Annotated in this window: 19 protein-coding genes and 1 pseudogene; 9 read left to right on the top strand and 11 right to left on the bottom strand. The window is 42.2% G+C overall.

Annotation, left to right across the window (positions count from 1 at the left end; genetic code table 11):
* The first annotated feature begins 122 nt into the window (after positions 1-122).
* A complete protein-coding gene (trxA, locus tag GQR42_RS03080) occupies positions 123-446 on the top strand; it encodes a thioredoxin (protein WP_158198864.1) in 324 nt (107 codons plus the stop codon).
* Positions 447-455: 9 nt separating this feature from the next.
* Here trxA and dprA read toward each other — a convergent pair whose 3' ends face one another.
* From dprA to GQR42_RS03065, 3 genes are all read right to left on the bottom strand, one after another.
* Positions 456-1,604, bottom strand: a complete 1,149-nt coding sequence (dprA, locus tag GQR42_RS03075) for a DNA-processing protein DprA (RefSeq protein WP_158198863.1) — start codon at positions 1,602-1,604, stop codon at positions 456-458.
* Between the two features lie 90 nt (positions 1,605-1,694).
* Positions 1,695-2,918 (bottom strand): RNA-guided endonuclease InsQ/TnpB family protein, encoded by a 1,224-nt coding sequence (locus GQR42_RS03070; protein ID WP_158198862.1) that lies wholly within the window; start codon positions 2,916-2,918, stop codon positions 1,695-1,697.
* Positions 2,918-3,496 (bottom strand): IS607 family transposase, encoded by a 579-nt coding sequence (locus GQR42_RS03065; protein ID WP_158202358.1) that lies wholly within the window; start codon positions 3,494-3,496, stop codon positions 2,918-2,920. The genes GQR42_RS03070 and GQR42_RS03065 overlap by 1 nt, the downstream gene beginning before the upstream one ends.
* 240 nt (positions 3,497-3,736) lie before the next feature.
* Between GQR42_RS03065 and GQR42_RS03060 the strand changes: the two genes are divergently transcribed.
* The 3 genes from GQR42_RS03060 to GQR42_RS03050 are packed head-to-tail and all read left to right on the top strand — an operon-like array spanning position 3,737 to position 5,530.
* Positions 3,737-5,170 carry a formylglycine-generating enzyme family protein gene (locus GQR42_RS03060; RefSeq protein WP_158198861.1) on the top strand — a complete coding sequence of 478 codons (1,434 nt, stop codon included), beginning with the start codon at positions 3,737-3,739 and terminating at the stop codon, positions 5,168-5,170.
* 5 nt (positions 5,171-5,175) lie between these two features.
* Complete coding sequence (locus GQR42_RS29370; RefSeq protein ID WP_371731330.1) at positions 5,176-5,346, top strand: ISAzo13-like element transposase-related protein; 171 nt, start codon at positions 5,176-5,178, stop codon at positions 5,344-5,346.
* The gene (locus GQR42_RS03050; RefSeq protein ID WP_158198860.1) at positions 5,291-5,530 is read left to right on the top strand and encodes an ISAzo13-like element transposase-related protein; all 240 of its coding nucleotides are present in this window, start codon (positions 5,291-5,293) and stop codon (positions 5,528-5,530) included. The genes GQR42_RS29370 and GQR42_RS03050 overlap by 56 nt, the downstream gene beginning before the upstream one ends.
* Positions 5,531-5,941: 411 nt before the next feature.
* Here the strand turns inward: GQR42_RS03050 and gnd are convergent, their stop codons facing one another.
* Complete coding sequence (gene gnd / locus GQR42_RS03045) at positions 5,942-7,369, bottom strand: decarboxylating NADP(+)-dependent phosphogluconate dehydrogenase (protein WP_158198859.1); 1,428 nt, start codon at positions 7,367-7,369, stop codon at positions 5,942-5,944.
* Positions 7,370-7,755: 386 nt separating this feature from the next.
* Between gnd and GQR42_RS03040 the strand changes: the two genes are divergently transcribed.
* On the top strand, positions 7,756-8,538 hold the full coding sequence (locus GQR42_RS03040) for an MBL fold metallo-hydrolase (RefSeq protein ID WP_158198858.1): 783 nt from the start codon (positions 7,756-7,758) through the stop codon (positions 8,536-8,538).
* 307 nt (positions 8,539-8,845) lie between these two features.
* Positions 8,846-9,799 carry a DNA-methyltransferase gene (locus GQR42_RS03035; RefSeq protein WP_158198857.1) on the top strand — a complete coding sequence of 318 codons (954 nt, stop codon included), beginning with the start codon at positions 8,846-8,848 and terminating at the stop codon, positions 9,797-9,799.
* Positions 9,800-10,020: 221 nt separating this feature from the next.
* Here GQR42_RS03035 and GQR42_RS03030 read toward each other — a convergent pair whose 3' ends face one another.
* From GQR42_RS03030 to GQR42_RS29810, 4 genes are all read right to left on the bottom strand, one after another.
* Entirely contained in the window at positions 10,021-11,091 is a 1,071-nt protein-coding gene (locus GQR42_RS03030; RefSeq protein ID WP_158198856.1) for a glycosyltransferase family 4 protein, read from the bottom strand.
* 16 nt (positions 11,092-11,107) lie between these two features.
* On the bottom strand, positions 11,108-12,238 hold the full coding sequence (locus GQR42_RS03025) for a glycosyltransferase family 4 protein (RefSeq protein WP_158198855.1): 1,131 nt from the start codon (positions 12,236-12,238) through the stop codon (positions 11,108-11,110).
* A gap of 196 nt (positions 12,239-12,434) precedes the next feature.
* On the bottom strand, positions 12,435-13,376 hold the full coding sequence (locus GQR42_RS03020) for an AAA-like domain-containing protein (RefSeq protein WP_233271442.1): 942 nt from the start codon (positions 13,374-13,376) through the stop codon (positions 12,435-12,437).
* Positions 13,327-13,776: an AAA-like domain-containing protein gene (locus tag GQR42_RS29810; protein WP_233271246.1), complete on the bottom strand. Its 450-nt coding sequence runs from the start codon at positions 13,774-13,776 to the stop codon at positions 13,327-13,329. Before GQR42_RS29810 ends, GQR42_RS03020 begins: the two co-directional genes overlap by 50 nt.
* A 143-nt stretch (positions 13,777-13,919) precedes the next feature.
* On the opposite strand from GQR42_RS29810, the gene GQR42_RS27400 reads away from it, so the two are divergent.
* On the top strand, positions 13,920-14,084 hold the full coding sequence (locus GQR42_RS27400; RefSeq protein ID WP_199273260.1) for a hypothetical protein: 165 nt from the start codon (positions 13,920-13,922) through the stop codon (positions 14,082-14,084).
* A 154-nt stretch (positions 14,085-14,238) separates the two neighbouring features.
* On the opposite strand, the gene GQR42_RS03015 is transcribed toward GQR42_RS27400, so the two are convergent.
* The gene (locus tag GQR42_RS03015; RefSeq protein WP_158198854.1) at positions 14,239-15,051 is read right to left on the bottom strand and encodes a hypothetical protein; all 813 of its coding nucleotides are present in this window, start codon (positions 15,049-15,051) and stop codon (positions 14,239-14,241) included.
* Positions 15,052-15,220: 169 nt separating this feature from the next.
* Complete coding sequence (locus GQR42_RS03010; RefSeq protein WP_158198853.1) at positions 15,221-15,763, bottom strand: peroxiredoxin; 543 nt, start codon at positions 15,761-15,763, stop codon at positions 15,221-15,223.
* Between the two features lie 232 nt (positions 15,764-15,995).
* On the opposite strand from GQR42_RS03010, the pseudogene aroA reads away from it, so the two are divergent.
* Positions 15,996-17,337 (top strand): annotated as a pseudogene (gene aroA, locus GQR42_RS03005) (3-phosphoshikimate 1-carboxyvinyltransferase).
* A 143-nt stretch (positions 17,338-17,480) separates the two neighbouring features.
* Positions 17,481-17,747, top strand: a complete 267-nt coding sequence (locus tag GQR42_RS03000) for a hypothetical protein (protein WP_158198852.1) — start codon at positions 17,481-17,483, stop codon at positions 17,745-17,747.
* Here the strand turns inward: GQR42_RS03000 and GQR42_RS02995 are convergent.
* Positions 17,744-19,408: a transglutaminase domain-containing protein gene (locus tag GQR42_RS02995; protein WP_158198851.1), complete on the bottom strand. Its 1,665-nt coding sequence runs from the start codon at positions 19,406-19,408 to the stop codon at positions 17,744-17,746. The genes GQR42_RS03000 and GQR42_RS02995 overlap by 4 nt on opposite strands.
* Between the last annotated feature and the right edge of the window lie 47 nt (positions 19,409-19,455).

Below are 19,455 nucleotides of genomic sequence, written 5' to 3'. Positions count from 1 at the left end.
AGTGGATTTAGAGTTAGTTCTCGTCCTTTTCACCAGTGGAATGTCAACATCGCACCACGAATCTCTAGAACGGAATTTTTGCGTATTCTAGATAACCGTGATTACTAGAGGATTTCTTAAGTATGTCAGAGGTTACTGCCGTTACAGATGCCACCTTTAAAGATGAAGTTTTAGATAGTGCCGACCCTGTCCTAGTGGATTTCTGGGCTCCCTGGTGCGGCCCTTGTCGAATGGTGGCTCCCGTCGTCGAGGAAATTGCCAAACAGTTCGAGGGGGAAGTCAAGGTGGTGAAACTCAACACCGACGAAAACCCCAATATCGCTAGTCAGTACGGGATTCGCAGTATTCCTACTCTGATGATCTTCAAAGGAGGTCAAAAAGTTGATATGGTGGTCGGGGCTGTACCGAAAACCACTTTAGCTAATACCCTAAGTAAACACCTGTAGAGGAGTTGACTAGGTTTTCTGGTAACGCATACCAGGTAACTGAGTCACTAAACCGATTAATTCTAATTCCAATAAGATCCCCGCCACTTCTGAGGTGGGGATTTGCATTTTTTGAACAATAATGTCAAACAACAGGGGCTCTCTGTTAAATAACTGATACACTTGTGCTAATCTAGGTTCTAGATTCGGTGGGGGAGCAAGATTAACGACTGGGGATGTCTCTGGGGGGAGTGAAGGGGAGAGATTAACTGGTGCGGATTGGTTCGCGGTGGGAATTGCCCCCAACATTTCTAATAATTTCTCCTCAGAAACGATAATTTCTGCCCCCTGATGAATCAGTTGTAAACAACCCCTAGCCGCAGCAATATCGGGAGAATTGGGTAAAGCATAGATATCGCCGCCAAATTCGTTAGCATAACTGGCCGTGATCAGAGAGCCTGACCTTTCTGGGGCCTCGATAACAATAGTCGCACGACTTAAACCGGCGATAATGCGATTACGACTGGGAAAATGGGCTTTATTCGGTTGAGTTGCCGCAGGATGTTCACTAATGACTAAACCCTGCTTTTGGATATCCGCGTGTAGCTGCCGATGATGACTAGGATAAACCACATCGACCCCCGTTCCCAAGACGGCAATCGTCCTTCCCCCTGCTTTTAAACAGCTTTGGTGTGCCTCTCCATCAATTCCTTCGGCCATACCAGAAACAATAGTAAATCCCTGTTGGGCCAAAAGGGTACTTAAGCGTCTCGCCCAGCGCCTGCCGTGATCCGTGGGGTTACGAGTACCCACAATGGCGACGGTGGGGATATTTCCCTGATTTTCCCCTAAATTGACCTTTCCTTGATAGTAAAGTAAGGGGGGAGGACTGGGAATTTCCCAGAGAAAGCGGGGATATTCTGGATCGCTAGGAGTCCAAAAAAGGGGGTTTTTCTGGATATGTTCGGCGAAAAGAGCTTCTGGGTCAATTTGCGATCGCCCTTCTCGTACCGCTACCATTAACTTTTTGCCAAATCCTGCCCCTTCTGCGATCGCACTATCGGACGCATTCCAGGCCACAGCGACACTGCCAAAATGCTGATAGAGTCGCTTCAGGGAAATTGGCCCAACTCCAGCAATACTTGACCATGCTAACCAATAAACGCGATCTTCTGTCAATTTGAAAAGCTCCTCAGACAAAGTAATAGTTAGTAAAAGTATAGTCAAATATAGACAGACTGAATTCCATTTCAGAAATTCCCTTCACTTTTACTTCGAGAGATTGATTCTCCTTGGGTGAACTAAGCACCTCTCTATCCCATAGCGGTTAAACGCATTTGGGAATGCTTTTCGCAAAATGTTGTAGGAACCCATCACATCAGATTGGCAAAGAAATCCTCTATCTGTGCGATATAAACCTCGTTTAATCCTTTTTCCTGAAAACACTGGCTTTTCAGTTGTTTGTCCATACACTGGTAGGGGGTCTAAATTCAAAAAATTAGCAACGGAGGTATAGGATTCCTCTTGAAGAATCACAGAGATTCCTTCTAATTGACATTGATAACTAATCATGTCAATTAATCGAGCATGAGGGATGGTCACAAATTTTTGATTGTTGACTTTTCCTAAGTTCACTCCTTGTTTCCAACCGTCATTTTTCCCAATTACTAAAGTTGTTATCTCTTGGTCAACTAAGAGATTGACTAAATAACAACTAGCCTTATGAAGATAATCATCTACTTTCTGATTTCGACAGCGAGTTAAACGGCGAATCCTCTGGAAACTTTGACGATTACCTGTTAACAGAGATTGTAACTTAGCTCGACGTTGGTTATAAAATTGATTCAGGCTTTTTAACGGTCTGCCATTAATCAACAAAGGGAGAAAATCCGGTTGATTTGAAGTTACAGCCATCAAATTATCTATGCCTAAATCTATCGCAGCTATCTTTTCATTAGGAGCTAAGAACTGTTCAGTTTTCTCATAAATTACCTCGATTACATAACAATCACATTTAGGAACTATTCTGACTTCTGCTATGCGCTCCGCAACTCTCGTCGGCAATGCAATTGATGTCCCTGATAGCTTGACTAATCCTTGCTTAAGACCTACTTTGCTGATGGCTTGAATTGTGTAAACTAAGAGATTTCTTCCTTTTTTTGGCTCCTTATAGCCAGGGATTTTGGGTTTGACCAGAAATTTATCGGGGTGACTTTTAAACTCTGATGAAGCGGCAAAAAATGATTTCCAGTTCCGGTCTAATCCTCTTAAAACTTGTTGGGAAATTTTAGCGGGTAAAGCTTGATACTGTTCTGTCTCTGACCTCAGAGAGGCCATCTGATTATAGGTCAAATAGCCATGACCATAAATGAAGTTTTGTCGGATTAAATAATTGGCTGAGTTGTAGAGATTTTTAGACTGCCAAGATAAATTATCTATCTCAGCCCAAAATCTATGTCCTTTCTTGATAATGTGTCTTTCTGCTCCTAACATTATTCTCCGTTATCTTTTAACTCAGCTATAATCTTTTCTGTCTTTCTTTTCGACCTTCTTAATCCGTAAATTCGAGAACAAAAAGAGGTGATAATGGCTATTAAATCTGACATCAACTCATCTTGCTTATCCTCACTTTGATTGACAATTTCCAGTTTTTTATCTAGTTCTTTTAACAAGATTTCTAGATAATTAGTCCCCAATCTGGCTAGACGTTCTTTGTGTTCAACAATTAAAACATTATAATTGGGGTCAACTAGAATTTTGGCTAATTGTTGGCGATTATCGTTTAATCCACTGCCTACTTCTTTGACAACTTTGTAGATTTTGTAGCCTCTGGCAACAGCATAATCTTTTAATCGGTCAGCTTGTCTATCTAGATTGTCTTTATTTTCGGCGCTGGAAACTCTTGCATAAATGCAAGCTATCAAGTCGGGTTTTGAATGGTTGTCATCCGTTATGATAATTGTACCAGAAGGCAATTGATAACCTGTTAAATTCCCTTGTTTCCACCACCTCCAAGCCGTTCGATAACTTATTCCTGTTTTTTTTGCATAGTCTGATAGTTTCCTATCTATATATTACCATGCCTGACTATATCTGACCATATTTGTATTGAAACTTTACAATACTTTCAGTCGGTTAAAACTGACTGCGGCCAGATGACCTTAATTTATTTTAATCAAGCAAGAATCTCTTCCATTAGTTGTTGAGGTGTTTCGGGTTGGCATTGACCTTGAGCTTTTACTAATTCTGCTCCTCTGAATCATCAGAGGTCGGGCTAAAATAGAAAAAACCCACCCTCAGCGATGACGGCGATGGCAGCGGAAACAGCGAAAATCAAGCTGTATCGGAAAACCTATCAACTTCCCCGACTAAATCGCCCCGATTTATTAATTTTACAGGATCAGATTCAAGAAAGACAGCAACTGATTAAAACTGGAAAACGGGTTCGCCATACATGGCTAGGATTGAGGAAAAAAGAAGAACCCCTCAATTTCGAGGAAACCTTTCAAGAATTGGAAAGATTAGTCGAGGACTATAACCAGTTAATCAGATTTCTCACCGACCATAAAGATGAATACCTAAAACCAATTATCGGACAGTTTCAGGGTTTGATCGATCGAGTAGTGACGATTGACGGGGAACTGTCCCGCAGTGTCAGCGAAGTGGAATCCCTCGTCCAGAAGATTCTCAGTTCCGAATCGGCCGTATCTTTCCGCAAAAACGAGAATCTATCGGCTAGTTTGCTCAATTTCCTCGTCACCAGCGAAGAAAAGCGCAGTCGTTTAGCGAGCGCATTAGAGCGAGCCGAACAGGAAGGATGGCAATGGACAGAAGCGGAAATCCCCGACGAGGAAATCGAACTGGAAACCGCCATTCAACGCATCAACAACCATGTAATCGAGAGAGTCGGGAATTTTGCCACTTCCGTCATCGGTGACTCTCCCATTCCTCCCCGAACTCAACCAGAGACAGTGGTAGGAAATAAAACTTCATTTACCGAAAACCTACCCAATGGGATAACACTGGAGATGGTAAGCTTACCAGCAGGTCAATTTCTCATGGGTTCTTCTGAAAGTGATTACGAAAAGCCTCCACACCAAGTTAAAGTCAACAGTTTTGCCATTGGCAAATATCCCGTTACTCAAGCACAATATCAAGCAGTAATGGGAACTAATCCCTCTCATTTTAAAAATAATCCCCAAAATCCAGTAGAAAAGGTTAGTTGGAACGATGCTCAAGCCTTTTGTCAGAAATTGAGTCAAATAACCGGCAAAACCTATCGCCTACCCACAGAAGCGGAATGGGAGTATGCTTGTCGTGCCGGAACAACTACTCGCTATTATTTTGGTGATGATGCTAATCAGTTAGGAGATTACGCTTGGTATAGCGGAAATTCTGGTAATAAAACTCATCCTGTGGGCCAGAAAAAGCCCAATGGTTGGGGACTGTATGACATGAGTGGCAATGTTTGGCAGTGGTGCGAAGACAATCGGCACGAGAACTATATTGGAGCGCCGGAGGATGGCTCGGCGTGGCTTAATAATGATAATGATTATCCAATAGCGCAGGGCGGTTCTTGGTACTTCTATCCTTATAACTGCCGTTCCGCTTACCGCTACGACCTCTTCCGCCGCGACAACTACGACTTCAGCGGTTTTCGGGTGGTGTGGTACTTGCGTATTAATAAGTTACCATCTAGACTAGAGAAGCAACTTGTTACTCCCACTCTCAACTATGGTAACTGAACTGACTGAAAAAATCAAATCAAGCAATCTATCCAGGGTTAGAAGAATTAGTCATTGATTTAGATGGAGGAGCCGCCACTCGCAGCAACCGCAGCCAATTTATCAAAAGAATGGTAGACTTTGCCCGAAAAACTCAGTGGCAAATACGGCTCATCTATTACCCGCAAATGCCCTAGTAAATATAATCCAATTGAAAGGTGTTGGGCCGTCTTAGAGAACTATTGGAATGGGGCAATTTTAGATTCAATTGATGCGGCTCTTAATTGGGCTTCTAACATGACTTGGAAGGGGATAAAACCTCTAGTGCATTTGGTAGAAGGAACTTATGAAAAAGGGGTGAAGGTTTTGGCTAAGAACTAGAACAATTGCAACCTTTCAACGCAGCGTTCTGAAACTTTGCCCAAATGGGATGTGACGGTTCTGCCCTCCTAGCTGGCATCTTATTTTTACGCAAGTCCCTTATTGAATTACCATTCCTACAGGATCAGAATAACAGAATGACCTTGCGTGCCTGAAAGCGGAACCCTTTGCGTTCTCGCTACGCGAGCGCTTTGCGTTCGCCAATGAAAGTGTAAGGATTTTGAGTCCCTCGGATCGATTTCTCAACGTTTGTTTCTTACACTTTTTTGGCTAAAAAAGTCCCAAAACCGTTTTCTAGTAAGGCTTCCAGTAATATTCAGCCAACCCTAGTTAACTCTTAATCAGAAAAATATCGCCAAAAAATCCCCCCTTTTTACCAGAAATCAAAAGGGGAGAAAACATTAGATAGCTTTACAATCCAGCCATCCATTCCGTATGGAAAAACTCACCTCTGGGTTTATCGGTACGTTGATAGGTATGAGCGCCAAAATAATCCCGTTGTGCTTGGGTGAGATTTTGCGGCAAATTGGCCCGACGATAACTATCAAAATAGTCCAAAGAAGAACTAAAAGCTGGGACAGGAATTCCCAACTTATTAGCCAAGACTAACACCTCACGCCATGCTTCTTGGCGATCAAGAATACTTTGCTTAAATTCCGGCGCTAACAACAAATTCGGCAGCCCCGGATTTTCCGCAAAAGCTTTGCGAATTTTATCCAAGAAACCGGCCCGAATAATACAGCCGCCCTTCCAAATCCGGGCTGATTCCGGCAGACTGATATTATAGTTAAACTCCTGAGAAGCTTTAGCGATCAAAGCCATACCCTGGGCATAGGAACACATTTTCGAGCAGTAAAGGGCATCACGCACCTTATTGACAAATATTGCCGCATCCCCTAGATAGGTTTCCCCGGGTCCGGGTAACTCTTTTGCGGCTGCCACCCGTTCATCCTTATAAGCGGACATAACGCGAGCATTAACCGCAGCATAAATGGTCGGAATTGACACCCCCAACTCCAAGGAACTTAACACAGTCCAGCGTCCTGTTCCCTTTTGTCCCGCCGAATCCAAGATTAAATCTACCAGATGATGACCAGTTTCCGGGTCAACGTACTTAAAGATATCGGCGGTAATTTCAATTAAATAAGAATTAAGCTCATCGGTGCGATTCCACTCCGTGAAAGTTTCCTGTAACTGCTGATTGCTTAGTCCTAGACCATTTTTCAGCACATCGTAGGCTTCCGCAATTAACTGCATATCGCCGTACTCGATGCCATTGTGAACCATTTTCACATAATGGCCCGCACCTCCGGGCCCCACATAGGTGACACAGGGACCATCATCGACTTGGGCAGCAATTTTGGTTAAAATCGGCTCTAATTCCCGATAGGCGAACTCTGTACCCCCTGGCATCAGGGAAGGACCGTGCAGAGCCCCTTCTTCGCCACCACTGACTCCCATGCCGACAAAACCCAGTTTAGTGGTCGATTCTAGGTCGCGGGTGCGTCTTTCCGTGTCCTCGTAGAGGGAGTTACCGCCATCGATAATCATATCTCCTTCTTCGAGAAGGGGTTTTAATTGTTCGATCACGGCATCCACCGGGGGACCAGCTTTGACCATGACCAGAATTTTGCGGGGACGCTCTAAAATTTGGACGAATTCTTCTAAACTATAGGCCGCCTTGACATCTTTGCCGACGGCGCGAGTTTCCATAAATTCTTTAGTTTTGCTGGCGGTGCGATTGTAAACAGCGATGGGAAAACCCCGACTCTCCACATTGAGAGCGAGATTTTCTCCCATGACAGCTAGTCCGATAACACCGAAGGTACGTTTAGTCATAGAAATTCAGTCTCGGCTGATGCGTTCTTCCTCCCCTTTTAGCGCCTACTTTCCCTAAGATAGCTAAACTTTCCCTATTTCTTAAGCCTTGACTAATCAGTGATCAGTGATCAGTAATCAGTAATCAGTGATCAGATTTGGGTTTTCAGTGAGAGGCATTAAGTGAGGAGTGTTACAGCGTTTCTCCTCAAGGTGAAGTGTAACCTAATTTGGTATCATCCCCAGACGACTGGCTACTGTTGCCTGTTCCCTAAAACCAGAGACTTCCTACCTCGCCATTAAGATAACTGCTATGAATGGCATTCACTGATGACTGAAAAACCCCCAAGCGCAGAAAAATTAATGCTAATGTTAAATTAAATTAAGAAAATCCTCATTCTCCTTATATGCAGTTAACTTGGCTTGATAGTAATTCTTGGTTAATCGAAATCGGGGGAAAACGCCTGCTTCTCGATCCTTGGTTGGTAGGTTCCCTGACTTTTGGTAATTTAACTTGGCTATTTGAGGGCAAAAAAACCGCTAATCATGCCATTCCCGAACATATCGATCTGATTCTTCTCTCCCAAGGTTTGGAAGATCACGCTCATCCTCCTACTTTACAGGTACTCGATCGCCAAATTCCCGTGGTAGCTTCTCCGAATGCCGAAAAAGTCGTTAAATCCCTCAATTATACCCATCGCATCCCTTTAACCCACGGTTCTAGTTATATCTTTGACAATGCGATCGAGATTACTGCCGTCCCCGGTTCTCCAGTAGGGCCGACTTTGGTGGAAAATGGTTATATTATCAAGGAATTAGCGACCAATCAAACTATCTATTACGAACCCCACGGATATCACTCTCCTACCCTCGATTCTTTGGGTAAAATCGATGTAATTATCACTCCTTTGATTGACTTAAAAATACCTTTCCTCGGACCGGTAATCAAAGGACAAGAAAGCGCCTTAGCAGTCTGTCAACGCTTGCAACCCCAATATATTATTTCTACGGCTGCCGGTGGTGATATCGAGTTTAAAGGATTATTGATGGCGGTGTTAAGTGCTGGGGGTAGTCCCGAATCTTTTCAAGAATTATTAACATCCCATGACTTGCCGACAAAGGTAATTGATCCTCGTCCTTGGCAGCCTTTTACAGTGGAATTAGGCGAGTGCGTTCCGGGTTTAAGCTAATCTGAGTTAAGGGAAGAATAGGAAAAATACTGACTATTTCTTCCCGATTTTTATCTAAACAAAGTAGAATCTTTGTTATATCTTTGCTGGCTACAGATGACATTAATTGTTTAAAAAAACGGCTCTCTTGAATATTGGGTGTAAAATGGGGAGATGCCAATTGTACTATAAATTATAATACTTGGGGCTTACTGAATAACTGCGGTGGTAGATTGTAAAACGTCCAGTTTACCCAGCCCGAAATCTTTGCGATTTTTAGTACAGAAAATTATATAATTAAAAGTGGCTCTTCTCTGCTAAATTGTCTATGAATCAGTTGCCCTTATTTTCTCAATCAAAATCAGTGCGAGACTTTTATCAACCTGATGCCGAGATAATTCTTTATCAAGGAGATAGCAATAATTTTATCAAGACTATACCAGATAATTCTGTGAGCTTGATTATTACTTCTCCTCCCTACAATTTAGGAAAAGACTACGAAAAAAAAATCTCTTTGGATACTTATCTGGAAACCCAAACCAAAATTCTGCGAGAATTCTCTAGAATCTTGCAAGATAATGGCAGTATTTGCTGGCAGGTGGGAAATTTCGTTCAAGAGGGTGAAGTTTATCCTTTAGATATTTTTTATTATCAGCTATTTAAACAAATGGGTTTCTTTTTAAGAAATAGAATTGTCTGGCATTTTGGCCATGGATTACATACCTCTAAAAGATTTTCTGGCAGATATGAAACTATTTTATGGTTGACAAAAACCGATAAATACACCTTTAATCTTGATCCGGTGAGAATTCCCGCTAAATACCCCGGTAAGCGTCATTTTAAAGGTAAAAATATCGGTAAACCCTCTGGTAATCCTTTAGGGAAAAATCCCAGCGATGTTTGGGAGTTTTTAACGCAAGAATGGGATGAGTTACTGTGGGATATTCCTAACGTTAAATCTAATCATCCAGAGAAAACTATCCATCCTTGTCAATATCCAATTGAATTAGTAGAAAGATGTGTTTTAGCCTTGACAAATGAGGGGGATTGGGTTTTCGATCCCTTTGCTGGAGTCGGAACTTCTCTGATTGCTAGTATTATGCACAATCGTCGAGTGATGGGAAGTGAAAAAGAAGCAGAATATGTGAAAATTGCCCAGGAAAGAATCGCCGCTTATTGTCAGGGAAATCTCAAAATTCGTCCTTTAGGAAAACCTATTCATCAGCCTAATGGTAAGGAAAAAGTTGCTCAAATTCCCGAAGAATGGCACAATAATATATAGGAAGTAACACTGAATCTCCCCCCCAGGTAGATGGATTCATGAATCCATCTACTATGAGTTGATGCTAAATCTGGTTATTAAAAACTGATTATTTATTCCCCCTGTTGCCTTTTGCATGAGTAGAAAACGGGTTTCTCGGAGAAACCCGTTTTCTGTGCGTTACTCAACGGATTTAGTATAACCCATCCTACAATGATTGATAAGTTTTTTTCTCACCATTTTTATAGAAAACTTTGCAGAATTGTTGCGGTTTCTTGACCAGTTTTTTCCCAACTAAAAAGCTCGGCGCGTTGGCGACTCAGGGATTTTAATTTTAGGCGTAATTGTTCATCAGTAGCGATTTGCTGCATTGCCTCTCTCATCTCATCAATACTATAGGGATTAATTAAAATTGCCGCATCTCCCGTGACTTCTGGGAGAGAAGAAAGATTAGAAGTAATTACAGGAGTTCCACAGGCGATCGCTTCTAGTACAGGTAATCCGAAACCTTCCCAAAGGGAGGGATAAACTAAAGCAGTTGCTTGGTTTAAAAGTTGCGGCAATTCTTCATAGGAAACATAGTTTAAAAATTGCACCCGTTGAGAGATTGATAATGCTTCTACCTGTTGTTGTAGAGGAGGGGTAAAACGGGGGTCAAATTGACCGACAATTAATAATTGATATTCGGGGTCGATTTGGGAAAAAGCAGTAATTAAACGACCGAGATTTTTATGAGGATCATAACGACCAAGATAGAGAAAATAGGGACGAGTCGCCAGATTTAGAGGACGAAAATTATAAGAATCATATCCAGAAAGAATCACGGTTATTTTGTCAAGAGGTATGTTAAAAAACTTATTAATATCGGAGGCAGTTGCTTGGGAAACAGCGATAATATGTATTGCTTTTTTCAGGACTTGAGGTAAATAGTATTTATTATAAAAAGTTAGGGGAGAAAATTTCGGAAATCGCAGGGGAATTAAATCATGAACTGTGACAATATAGCGGCAATTTCGATAAATAGGTGCTTCGGGAATAGGGGTAAATAGCAGAGAGGATTTCAATTGTTGATAGGTTTGATAGAGTTGGGTTTCTGTCCAAATTAAGCGCCTAATATTGCCTTTAGTTCCCTGTTCTTGGGTGAGGTTTGCCGACACAGGATAAGTGTTAAAATCTGGGTAACTATTAGAAGTGATAAGGGTAGGATTTAAGTTAGCTAATTGGGGAATGAGATTTTTAGTATAGGTAGTCAACCCAGTATATTTAGTACCCAGAAAAGCGAGATTGATTAATAATTGATGATTTTTATTCATAGATATTTGCCAGTTATTATAAAAGAGAACGATAAGCTTTTATCGTAGCTTGTGCGGTTTTTTGCCAAGAGAATTTTGCCGCTTGTTTTTTTCCTTTAGTGATTAATTCTTGACGGAGAGAGGTATCACTAATCACCTGATAGATTGCCGCAGCAATTTCTAGGGGATTATCGGGATTAATTAATATTGCCGAGTCTCCGGTGACTTCGGGTAAGGATGCAGTATTAGCAGTTACCACAGGACAACCTAAAGTCATCGCTTCTAAAACTGGTAATCCAAAACCTTCATAAAAAGAAGGATAGACAAAAACATCGGCTTTTTGATAATAATCCGCAACTAAGTCATCAGCAAGATAATCAAGATGTTGAATACTATCTCGAAAAGGAGACTGAGATATTTTATCGAAAATTGGTTGATACTTCCATCCTTTTTTGCCAATCAGAATCAGATTATGGTCTAATTTATACCTGTCCTTGAGGTAGTTAAAAGCATCGATAAGATTAATAATATTTTTTCTTGGTTCTAGAGTACTAACAAAGAGTAAATAGGGTTTAGTGATGGTTAGGGATGCGGGAGGATTGGGGAGGGAAGAATAACGACTTGCGAGGGGAGTAACAAAAATTTTATCTGGGGTTACATCTAAATATTCGATAATATCTCGTTTGGTACTTGCGGAGTTAGCAATGACTAAATCTGTCCATTGTAGAGATTGTTTAATGCGTTGGGTGTAGGTTTTGACAATCCCCGTGACAAACTCAGGATATTTAATAAAAGTAACATCATGAATAGTCATAACTTTACGACTCTGACCACAAGGATACACCACATGATCCAATCCGTGGAGAATATCGGGAGAATCAAGAAAGTTTTCTAGATAGGGAATTAGAGGATTAGGAAATCGGGTTAAGATATTGCTAAGACTGACGGGAATTGGTAAACATTTAACATCTGGATAGGATTGCAGTTTTTTGGGGATAGAAAGATTACCCCGCAGCCAGTTTTTTACCGATGGTTGAAAACAGAGGGACAGGGAAAAGTTTTCTTGGTTTTGTAATTTAGCTAATTCGGCAATCAGATGATAAGCATATAATCCAATTCCACTAGGATTTTGTCTTATCGGTGTACCATCAACTAAAATTTTGAGCATTTGCGGTTAGATGAGATTGACGGGATAGATATTTTTAAAATTACACATTCAATTGTCAATTTTGCTCGGTTAGGACAAGATTAAAATCGGCAACTTTCTGTTAATGTTAGAGTTTATGCCACTTCCGAACTACAATCTTTAGCAAGTTAAGCAATCTTTAATCCCACCAGATACTTATCGGTGTCTAAATTATCTACTAGAGACCGCTGCCGGTCTGTTCTTCTCGGAAGTAAAGCTGATATAATTGACAGCTAGGCTGGGTTAGATCGCCTTTTAGCTGAATTAAGCCCATACTTTCCAGTTTATAGGCAGTAATCGGTTCTAATCGCACTCCCTTATCGTAAGAATTAACCACTTCCCCCATCGCTGTCAATAATTCCGGCTGTTTTTGCAGACTATCCCAGTGATGACGCAAGTGTGCCGCATAAATTCCCCCTTGGGTAGCAGCATTAGGGAGAATATTTTTTTCCCCGCGCACCCGCGCTTCCAGGGCCAAACGGCTAAGATAGGGATGACCAGCGACTAGAGCGATTAAATCCCTGATAAAACGCTGATTATCCTCATTTTTAGGCAATCCGTAGCTACTAGCCAAGTTTTCCAGTTGTTCGAGACTAAAACCGGGTAATTTAATCGCACGACCGACATTAAAGGGAGATTGATTAGCGTCCAATTGAATATAGATTTCCGTGGAATTAGCAATCGCTAACCGCAAATTCTGCCAGATTTCTAAATTATTAGCTTCTTCGTGCCAACAGCGCAAAAGCGGCAAAAAATCCCTAGCGATGTCAGGATACTCGAAAATTCTGTCTAAATTATCTAGGGCCAAAACAAGAGGCCCGTTAATCTGTTCCAAAAGATAGGACTGAAAATAGGTTTGACAACTGATTAAACTGCCAAATAGTTCCTCATCCCAATATTCATCTAATTGAGGCTTTAAACCCAATTCTCGGCTGACATTTGCCGAAAACCAGCGACAAAATCGGTCTAAACTGGCAAACATCGCCTTTTCTGCCACTTGACAATTAATATAAACTGTGCTATGTCCCCAACTATCTGCCTGAGCGAGCAGATGTTTAAGGAGAGAAGTTTTACCGGTTTTTTTCGGGAGCTTTAATGCGAATAAGTGACCCCGGACGATTAATTTCTTGATAACAGTCGCTTTCGACGGGAGGGCGGCTAATATAAGTATCTATAACTGATTTTTCTGCTACTATCGGGGTGGGGTGATTTTTCCATTGAGGATATTTGATATCTTTGAACCATTCTCGGAGGATTTGGAACTTACCCGGCCCTTTACTACCTAATTCTAGTTCGGGACAGCCATTATCTTTATCTGCCGAGAAATAGCTATAGATTTTAGTCATTTGTTTTTTATAGGTTTCATGGCTGGCAGCCTCGGCCATTTCCCAAATTTCCTCATCCGGTTTGCGCCAATTTTCGTAGGCAAAACGAACCAAAAAAATCTCCTTTAATTTGCCTTGAACACCGTATTCTCTGGCTAGATGTTTGAGAAACTCGTCCCATCCCTGTGGTTTCATCCCGTTCTACTTTATTCTACTTATTTCCCTTTTTTTCCATGTTAACCCCTTTTTCCCTCTTGGCAATGGGACTGACATCCGAGCGGGAAAACCCTATGGTAAAAATAGGTCAATTACCTGATAGTGTCTAAGGGAGTAAAGCCATGAAAATCTCGTTAACCTTGTTTGTTGTGGTCTCCTTGCTGTTAGGTTCTCTTTCTCACACTTTAGCGGTTCATAGTCAAGATAACCATTTTGACCATTCCTCTTGGCCGCTAATTTTACAAAACCGTGACTGTAAGGGTGATAAGGACGATGATTGCAATTAGTCCTGATTATCTCGGTTAAGGTTATTAATCCCCTACCAATGACACAATCGTGGTCGGGATTTTTTTTATCGAAAATTTTGCTTTTAAAATCCCGACTTTTTTCTGCTCTATGGAATTGTTATTTGTCGTCGATACCATAGACGGTAAGAGTTGCTTACAGATATAGCCAAGGCATAGTTTGACGAGTCAAGACACGAATTGCGTATTTCAACTGTTCGGAACGACTATTATAGTCTTTTCCCCCAAAATGTCCCGCAATACCAGAAAATTTCGGTTCAACGGGAAACCTTTTACAAACATTAGCCGATTGGGATGCTAAATTAATAGCTTGATGATATTGATGTTCACTATAAAAACAACCCTGCTGATGATTTTTGTGCATCGGCTGCAGGTATCTTTCATAGAAGCATTTGCTAAAGACGAGAAAACGAGTATCTGCATAGGAAGGATTATTTTTTTTGTCTCGCAATTGTTGCCAAATCGGCCATTTAAAATCACATAAACACTCAAAGGGACTTTTAACCCTCTCTAAAATATCGGTCATATTGAGAAGATAAATTCTACCAGTTATCTTGGCAACATAAGTAGATTCTTTGAGCAGTTCTGATTTTAAAATTCCCTGCTCTATTAATAGGGTTTCGCCGTAACCTTTGCCAAAATCACGAGGAAAATCATTGGCATCTAGTGAAATGAACTCAATTTGTTTGTTATGGGGATTTTCTTGAGTCGTTTCTTGCAGTCGATCAAGAGGCCAACCAGAATTTTCCACAAATAGTATTTTTTTGATACGAGGATGAAAATTAATATAATACTTCAGGGAATTATAGTAATCTTCCTGTCTTTGTTCAGGAACAGTTGGATAGGCATTCGGCATATCCTTAATATTAATTGTTGCTGTTAAAAGTAAAACTAATTCCTGCTCTATATTTAACCAACCAGCTTGAAAATCTGTTCGTGATCCATTCATAAGCTATTGTCTGCATTTATTGTGTAATTATTGAACCATTTGTTCAGAGTATGCTGCCATTATCTAAAAAATGAAGATTGATTGAGCGACTATAGACAATCCAAACCGTAATTAGTTTATCATCGTCAATAACTCATCAAAATAATTTCTAGATTCAAGTCCAATCATCTCAAGAATTCGCCTGTAATTGCTCCAAACGTGCCAAAACTTCGGCACTGTGAATGGCAGGATTTACCCCTAAATAAATCTCTTTTAAAATCCCTTGCGGATCGATAAGATAGGTATGACGCAGGGAAACATAACCCATCCAAGAACCATAAGCTTTACTAACATCTCCGGTAGCATCTGCCAGTAAGGGAAATTTTAACCCCTCCGAGTCACAAAATTCCGCATGAGAATCGACATCATCGGCACTTACCCCTAAAATTTGCGTATTTTTAGCCATATATTTCGGCAAATCCTGCTGAAAACGCCGCGCTTCTAGGGTACAGCCCGGGGTAAAATCCTTGGGATAAAAATACAAAACTACCCATTTACCCCGATAGTCCGATAGGGAAATATTCCCTTCTCCCGTGTTAGTCGGTAGGGTAAAATCGGGTGCAGGTTGATTTAAAGGGGGTTGGGGTCCACCTAAAGCGTTAGCATCGGGAATAAAGGCAAAAAATGCCAGAATTACTGCAATTAAAAAACTCAACAGTTGACGACGAGACATAATCAGTTATCAGTTATCAGTTATCAGTTATCAGTTTCTTGGTGTGATAAGTTTAACTTATACAGGAGCGATCAATCTTTGTGTCTGGTGTGGTTCGTTCCACTCGCTCGTTCCTGTCACACCGGGAAAATCAACTGTCACCCTAGCTTAATATTCTTTACATAACTTGACAAGGAAAGGGCGAGGTAAAGGGGGAAAATAGATCGAGCTTGTCTTCATCTGCCTAACGATCATGTCTATTGTCACCCTTAACCCCCTTCAATCCCATCAAGATTTAGTGATCGATCCAGCCAAAATCACGGGATTACGGGGAAAAATCACCATCCCCGGCGATAAATCTATATCCCATCGTTCCCTGATGTTAGGAGCGATCGCCGAAGGAGAAACCGTCATTCATGGGTTATTATTAGGCGAAGATCCCCGCAGTACCGCTAGTTGTTTTCGCTGCATGGGTGTGGAAATTTCCCAACTCAACAGCGAGAAAGTGATCGTCAAAGGTAGGGGTTTAGGCAATCTTGAGGAACCCTCAGAAATCCTCGATGCGGGCAATTCCGGCACGACGATCCGCTTAATGTTAGGATTATTGGCCGGTCATCAAGACCGTTTTTTTTGTCGTTACTGGTGATGCTTCCCTGCGATCGCGTCCCATGTCCAGGGTGGTGAAACCCCTAAAAGAAATGGGGGCGCAAATTTGGGGCAGAAAAGCCAATTCTTTGGCTCCTTTAGCCGTTTCTGGGCAATCTCTGCAACCGATTCACTACTATTCTCCCGTCGCTTCTGCACAGGTGAAATCCTGTCTTCTCCTCGCAGGACTGTTAACGGAGGGGAAAACCACGATCACGGAACCCGCTTTATCTCGCGATCACAGTGAACGGATGCTGCGCGCTTTTGGGGCAAATATTGAGGTGGATGGGGAGACTAATAGCGTCACGGTGACGGGTTATCCCACTTTAACCGGACAAACGGTGATCGTCCCCGGGGATATCAGTTCGGCAGCTTTTTGGTTGGTAGCGGGGGCAATTGTGCCTAATTCCGAGTTATTAATCGAAAATGTGGGCATAAACCCGACTAGAACTGGAGTTTTACAGGTTTTACAGGCAATGGGAGCAGATATCACCCTCGAAAATCAACGGGTGGTGACGGGGGAACCGGTGGCGGATCTGCGGGTGAAATCCAGTCCACTACAGGCAACCACGATCGCCGGTGAGATTATACCCCGTCTGATCGATGAAATTCCGATTTTGGCAGTAGCGGCGGTTTTTGCCCAAGGAACGACAATTATCAAGGATGCCGAGGAATTACGGGTGAAGGAAAGCGATCGCCTGACGGTGATGGCCACCCAACTCGATCGCCTAGGGGCAAAAGTAACGGAATTACCCGATGGTTTAGAGATTACCGGCGGTACAGGCCTATTCGGCACGGAAGTGGACAGTTTTACCGATCATCGCATTGCTATGAGTCTAGCGATCGCTGCCCTCAATTCCCGTCAACCCACCACTATCCATCGCGCTGAAGCGGCTGGCATTTCCTACCCCGATTTTGTTAGCACCTTAAAGCAAATTTGTCAAGAGTGAAAATATTAAGTTTTTCTGCGAGCGGTTGAGGAGTAACTGGTACAATTGCAGGACAACCTGTTCATAACAAATTATTGCGATCGCTTGCCATTGACTAATTTTCAGCGATAATCTAAAGTCAGAGTCCATCGGGAGATAAGATCATGAACTTTCGTCTAGTTCTATTTTCGGGCCTAGTAACGGCTTTAGTTGGCGCTGGTATCGGTTATGGCATTAGCCGCATTGAACGCAATCCCAGCCAAGTCAACTATAAAAATCCCTATCACTATCAAATCATCTATGGACGTTATTTTGCCGGTGCTGGGGCAACCCTGGGCTTCTGTGTGGGCGCGGGTTTGCAAATGGTCAAAGAACTCAAAGAAGAAAGAGATAGAGAAATGGGCATCCTAGATGATGGCTCAGAATTCTAGCCTTTCGGTGCTAATTCCTCAAGAATGATAAATTGAACGTGATTAATCGCTAAATCGCCGATGGGAACTTGGGTTTTTAACACCGGTTGTCCTTGACTGAGCATTCGTTCAAAGGGGATATCTTTGGCAATTTCCGTGTGATACCAAGCTAAACCCATAAAGAAACGATTGGGATAGGGACCACCTTCAAAAATATCATCGGGATTGGACTCCATGGGAACCCAACCGATAGAGGGGAGATAAAATTCCATCCAGACGTGATTGTAATCCGGTTCGAGGGGTAAATTACGTTCGAGGGGATGGGGTGGGCATTTATAGCGTCCTACCGTGCGACAGGCAATACCATTGAGACGACACAAGGCCAATAATAAACCCACATATTCCCCACAGGAACCGACTCCGCGCCGCAGGGCAATATCAGGGGTGTCGATGTGGGGTTTGATGCCGTAGGAAAGCTGGTCATAGACGTAATTACGAATACTATAAACTTTTCTGAGGAGATTGGTTTCCCGACCGATCGCTTCTTCGGCAGCATTGAGGATAATTTCTGTATTCATGGCCAGATCATCATTATCGATCAAATAGCGATCGGGAAAATCGGCGGGTAAGGGGGGTAAATCTTCGCAATCTTGGGGAGTAATTTGGTATTTAATACCCCATACTTCTAATACTACTTTCCACCCAAAAATATGACGTTGTTTGCCGGTTATTTGCTCGAACTTAAATACTGCCACCCGCTGCCCGTCCTGAATTTCTTCAATAAAAGGCAATCCCACCGCTTCGACGCTGCGAATTTTTTGCCGTGGTGTTTCTAAGGGTAAAGCGATGCGCCATTCCACATCTTTTAGTTCGATATTATAGAGAGGTTCCAATTCCTCGACGTAGGATAATTCAATCAGATAACCGTTAGAAAGGGTGTATTTTTTAGCGGGATCGTAGTGAAAATATAGAGGATGGACAAAAGTACGCGGACGATAACTAAGTTCGTAAACCTGTTCGGAATTGGGATTATCGCGGATAAAGGGTTCTTGGAAAGCATAGGCCACATATAAGATATCCTTGCCACTGTTCGCATCGTTATAAAAAGCTAATCCCGTCGGCGATTCAAAAGGAGTTATCATGCTAAAAAGCTGTTCTCCCGTGGCGCGATCAAGACAGTAAACCGTTTGTTCTAGGGTATCCGTTAACCAAAGTTCTTCCCCGCGAATGGTGATATTTTCGATGCCGATACCCGGCGCGTACAAACGAGTAATTTCCTGTCCCGATTGGCGATCAAATATAAAGATTTGTCCAGAACGTTGACAAGTGACATAAATTGTGTTACCAGTTACGGCGACTCCGTTAGCGGTGTAGGGAAGACGGGTAAAAAATTTCGGGGTAAAATCTTCGAGAGTGCAGCAGTAGAGATTTTCGCGAGTGGTAAACCAGAGGTTATTTTGATCATCGATTGCCAATCCCGTCGTGCCGACGAATTCTTGCCAGCGATGGGAATTAAGTACGCTTGTATGACCAGTATCGAGGGCAATTTGGTATAAATAGCCGTTTTTTGCGTCGATAGCGATTAATTTGTCATCTTGAAATACAATTCCGTGCAGGGCCGTGGCGCTAATCGGACGAATCGTTTGACGATGGGAGGGAAGACTGGCAGGATCGAAAATCATAGGAGGAAACGAAAAGGGAGAGCGTTTTTAAGTGAATAAAACAGCAA

This window comes from Microcystis aeruginosa FD4, from assembly GCF_009792235.1.
Classification (GTDB): Bacteria; Cyanobacteriota; Cyanobacteriia; order Cyanobacteriales; family Microcystaceae; genus Microcystis; species Microcystis viridis.
This window is presented reverse-complemented; position numbering and strand designations above follow the sequence as displayed.

Excerpts from the sequence above, each read along its gene's own strand:
- GQR42_RS03015 (WP_158198854.1), bottom strand. The coding sequence starts at position 15,051 with ATGAATGGATCACGAACAGATTTTCAAGCTGGTTGGTTAAATATAGAG.
- GQR42_RS03040 (WP_158198858.1), top strand. The coding sequence starts at position 7,756 with ATGCAGTTAACTTGGCTTGATAGTAATTCTTGGTTAATCGAAATCGGG.
- GQR42_RS03035 (WP_158198857.1), top strand. The coding sequence starts at position 8,846 with ATGAATCAGTTGCCCTTATTTTCTCAATCAAAATCAGTGCGAGACTTT.
- GQR42_RS03025 (WP_158198855.1), bottom strand. The coding sequence starts at position 12,238 with ATGCTCAAAATTTTAGTTGATGGTACACCGATAAGACAAAATCCTAGT.
- GQR42_RS27400 (WP_199273260.1), top strand. The coding sequence starts at position 13,920 with ATGAAAATCTCGTTAACCTTGTTTGTTGTGGTCTCCTTGCTGTTAGGT.
- GQR42_RS03010 (WP_158198853.1), bottom strand. The coding sequence starts at position 15,763 with ATGTCTCGTCGTCAACTGTTGAGTTTTTTAATTGCAGTAATTCTGGCA.
- GQR42_RS03030 (WP_158198856.1), bottom strand. The coding sequence starts at position 11,091 with ATGAATAAAAATCATCAATTATTAATCAATCTCGCTTTTCTGGGTACT.
- GQR42_RS29810 (WP_233271246.1), bottom strand. The coding sequence starts at position 13,776 with ATGAAACCACAGGGATGGGACGAGTTTCTCAAACATCTAGCCAGAGAA.
- GQR42_RS02995 (WP_158198851.1), bottom strand. The coding sequence starts at position 19,408 with ATGATTTTCGATCCTGCCAGTCTTCCCTCCCATCGTCAAACGATTCGT.
- gnd (WP_158198859.1), bottom strand. The coding sequence starts at position 7,369 with ATGACTAAACGTACCTTCGGTGTTATCGGACTAGCTGTCATGGGAGAA.
- GQR42_RS03060 (WP_158198861.1), top strand. The coding sequence starts at position 3,737 with ATGGCAGCGGAAACAGCGAAAATCAAGCTGTATCGGAAAACCTATCAA.
- GQR42_RS03000 (WP_158198852.1), top strand. The coding sequence starts at position 17,481 with ATGAACTTTCGTCTAGTTCTATTTTCGGGCCTAGTAACGGCTTTAGTT.
- trxA (WP_158198864.1), top strand. The coding sequence starts at position 123 with ATGTCAGAGGTTACTGCCGTTACAGATGCCACCTTTAAAGATGAAGTT.
- GQR42_RS03070 (WP_158198862.1), bottom strand. The coding sequence starts at position 2,918 with ATGTTAGGAGCAGAAAGACACATTATCAAGAAAGGACATAGATTTTGG.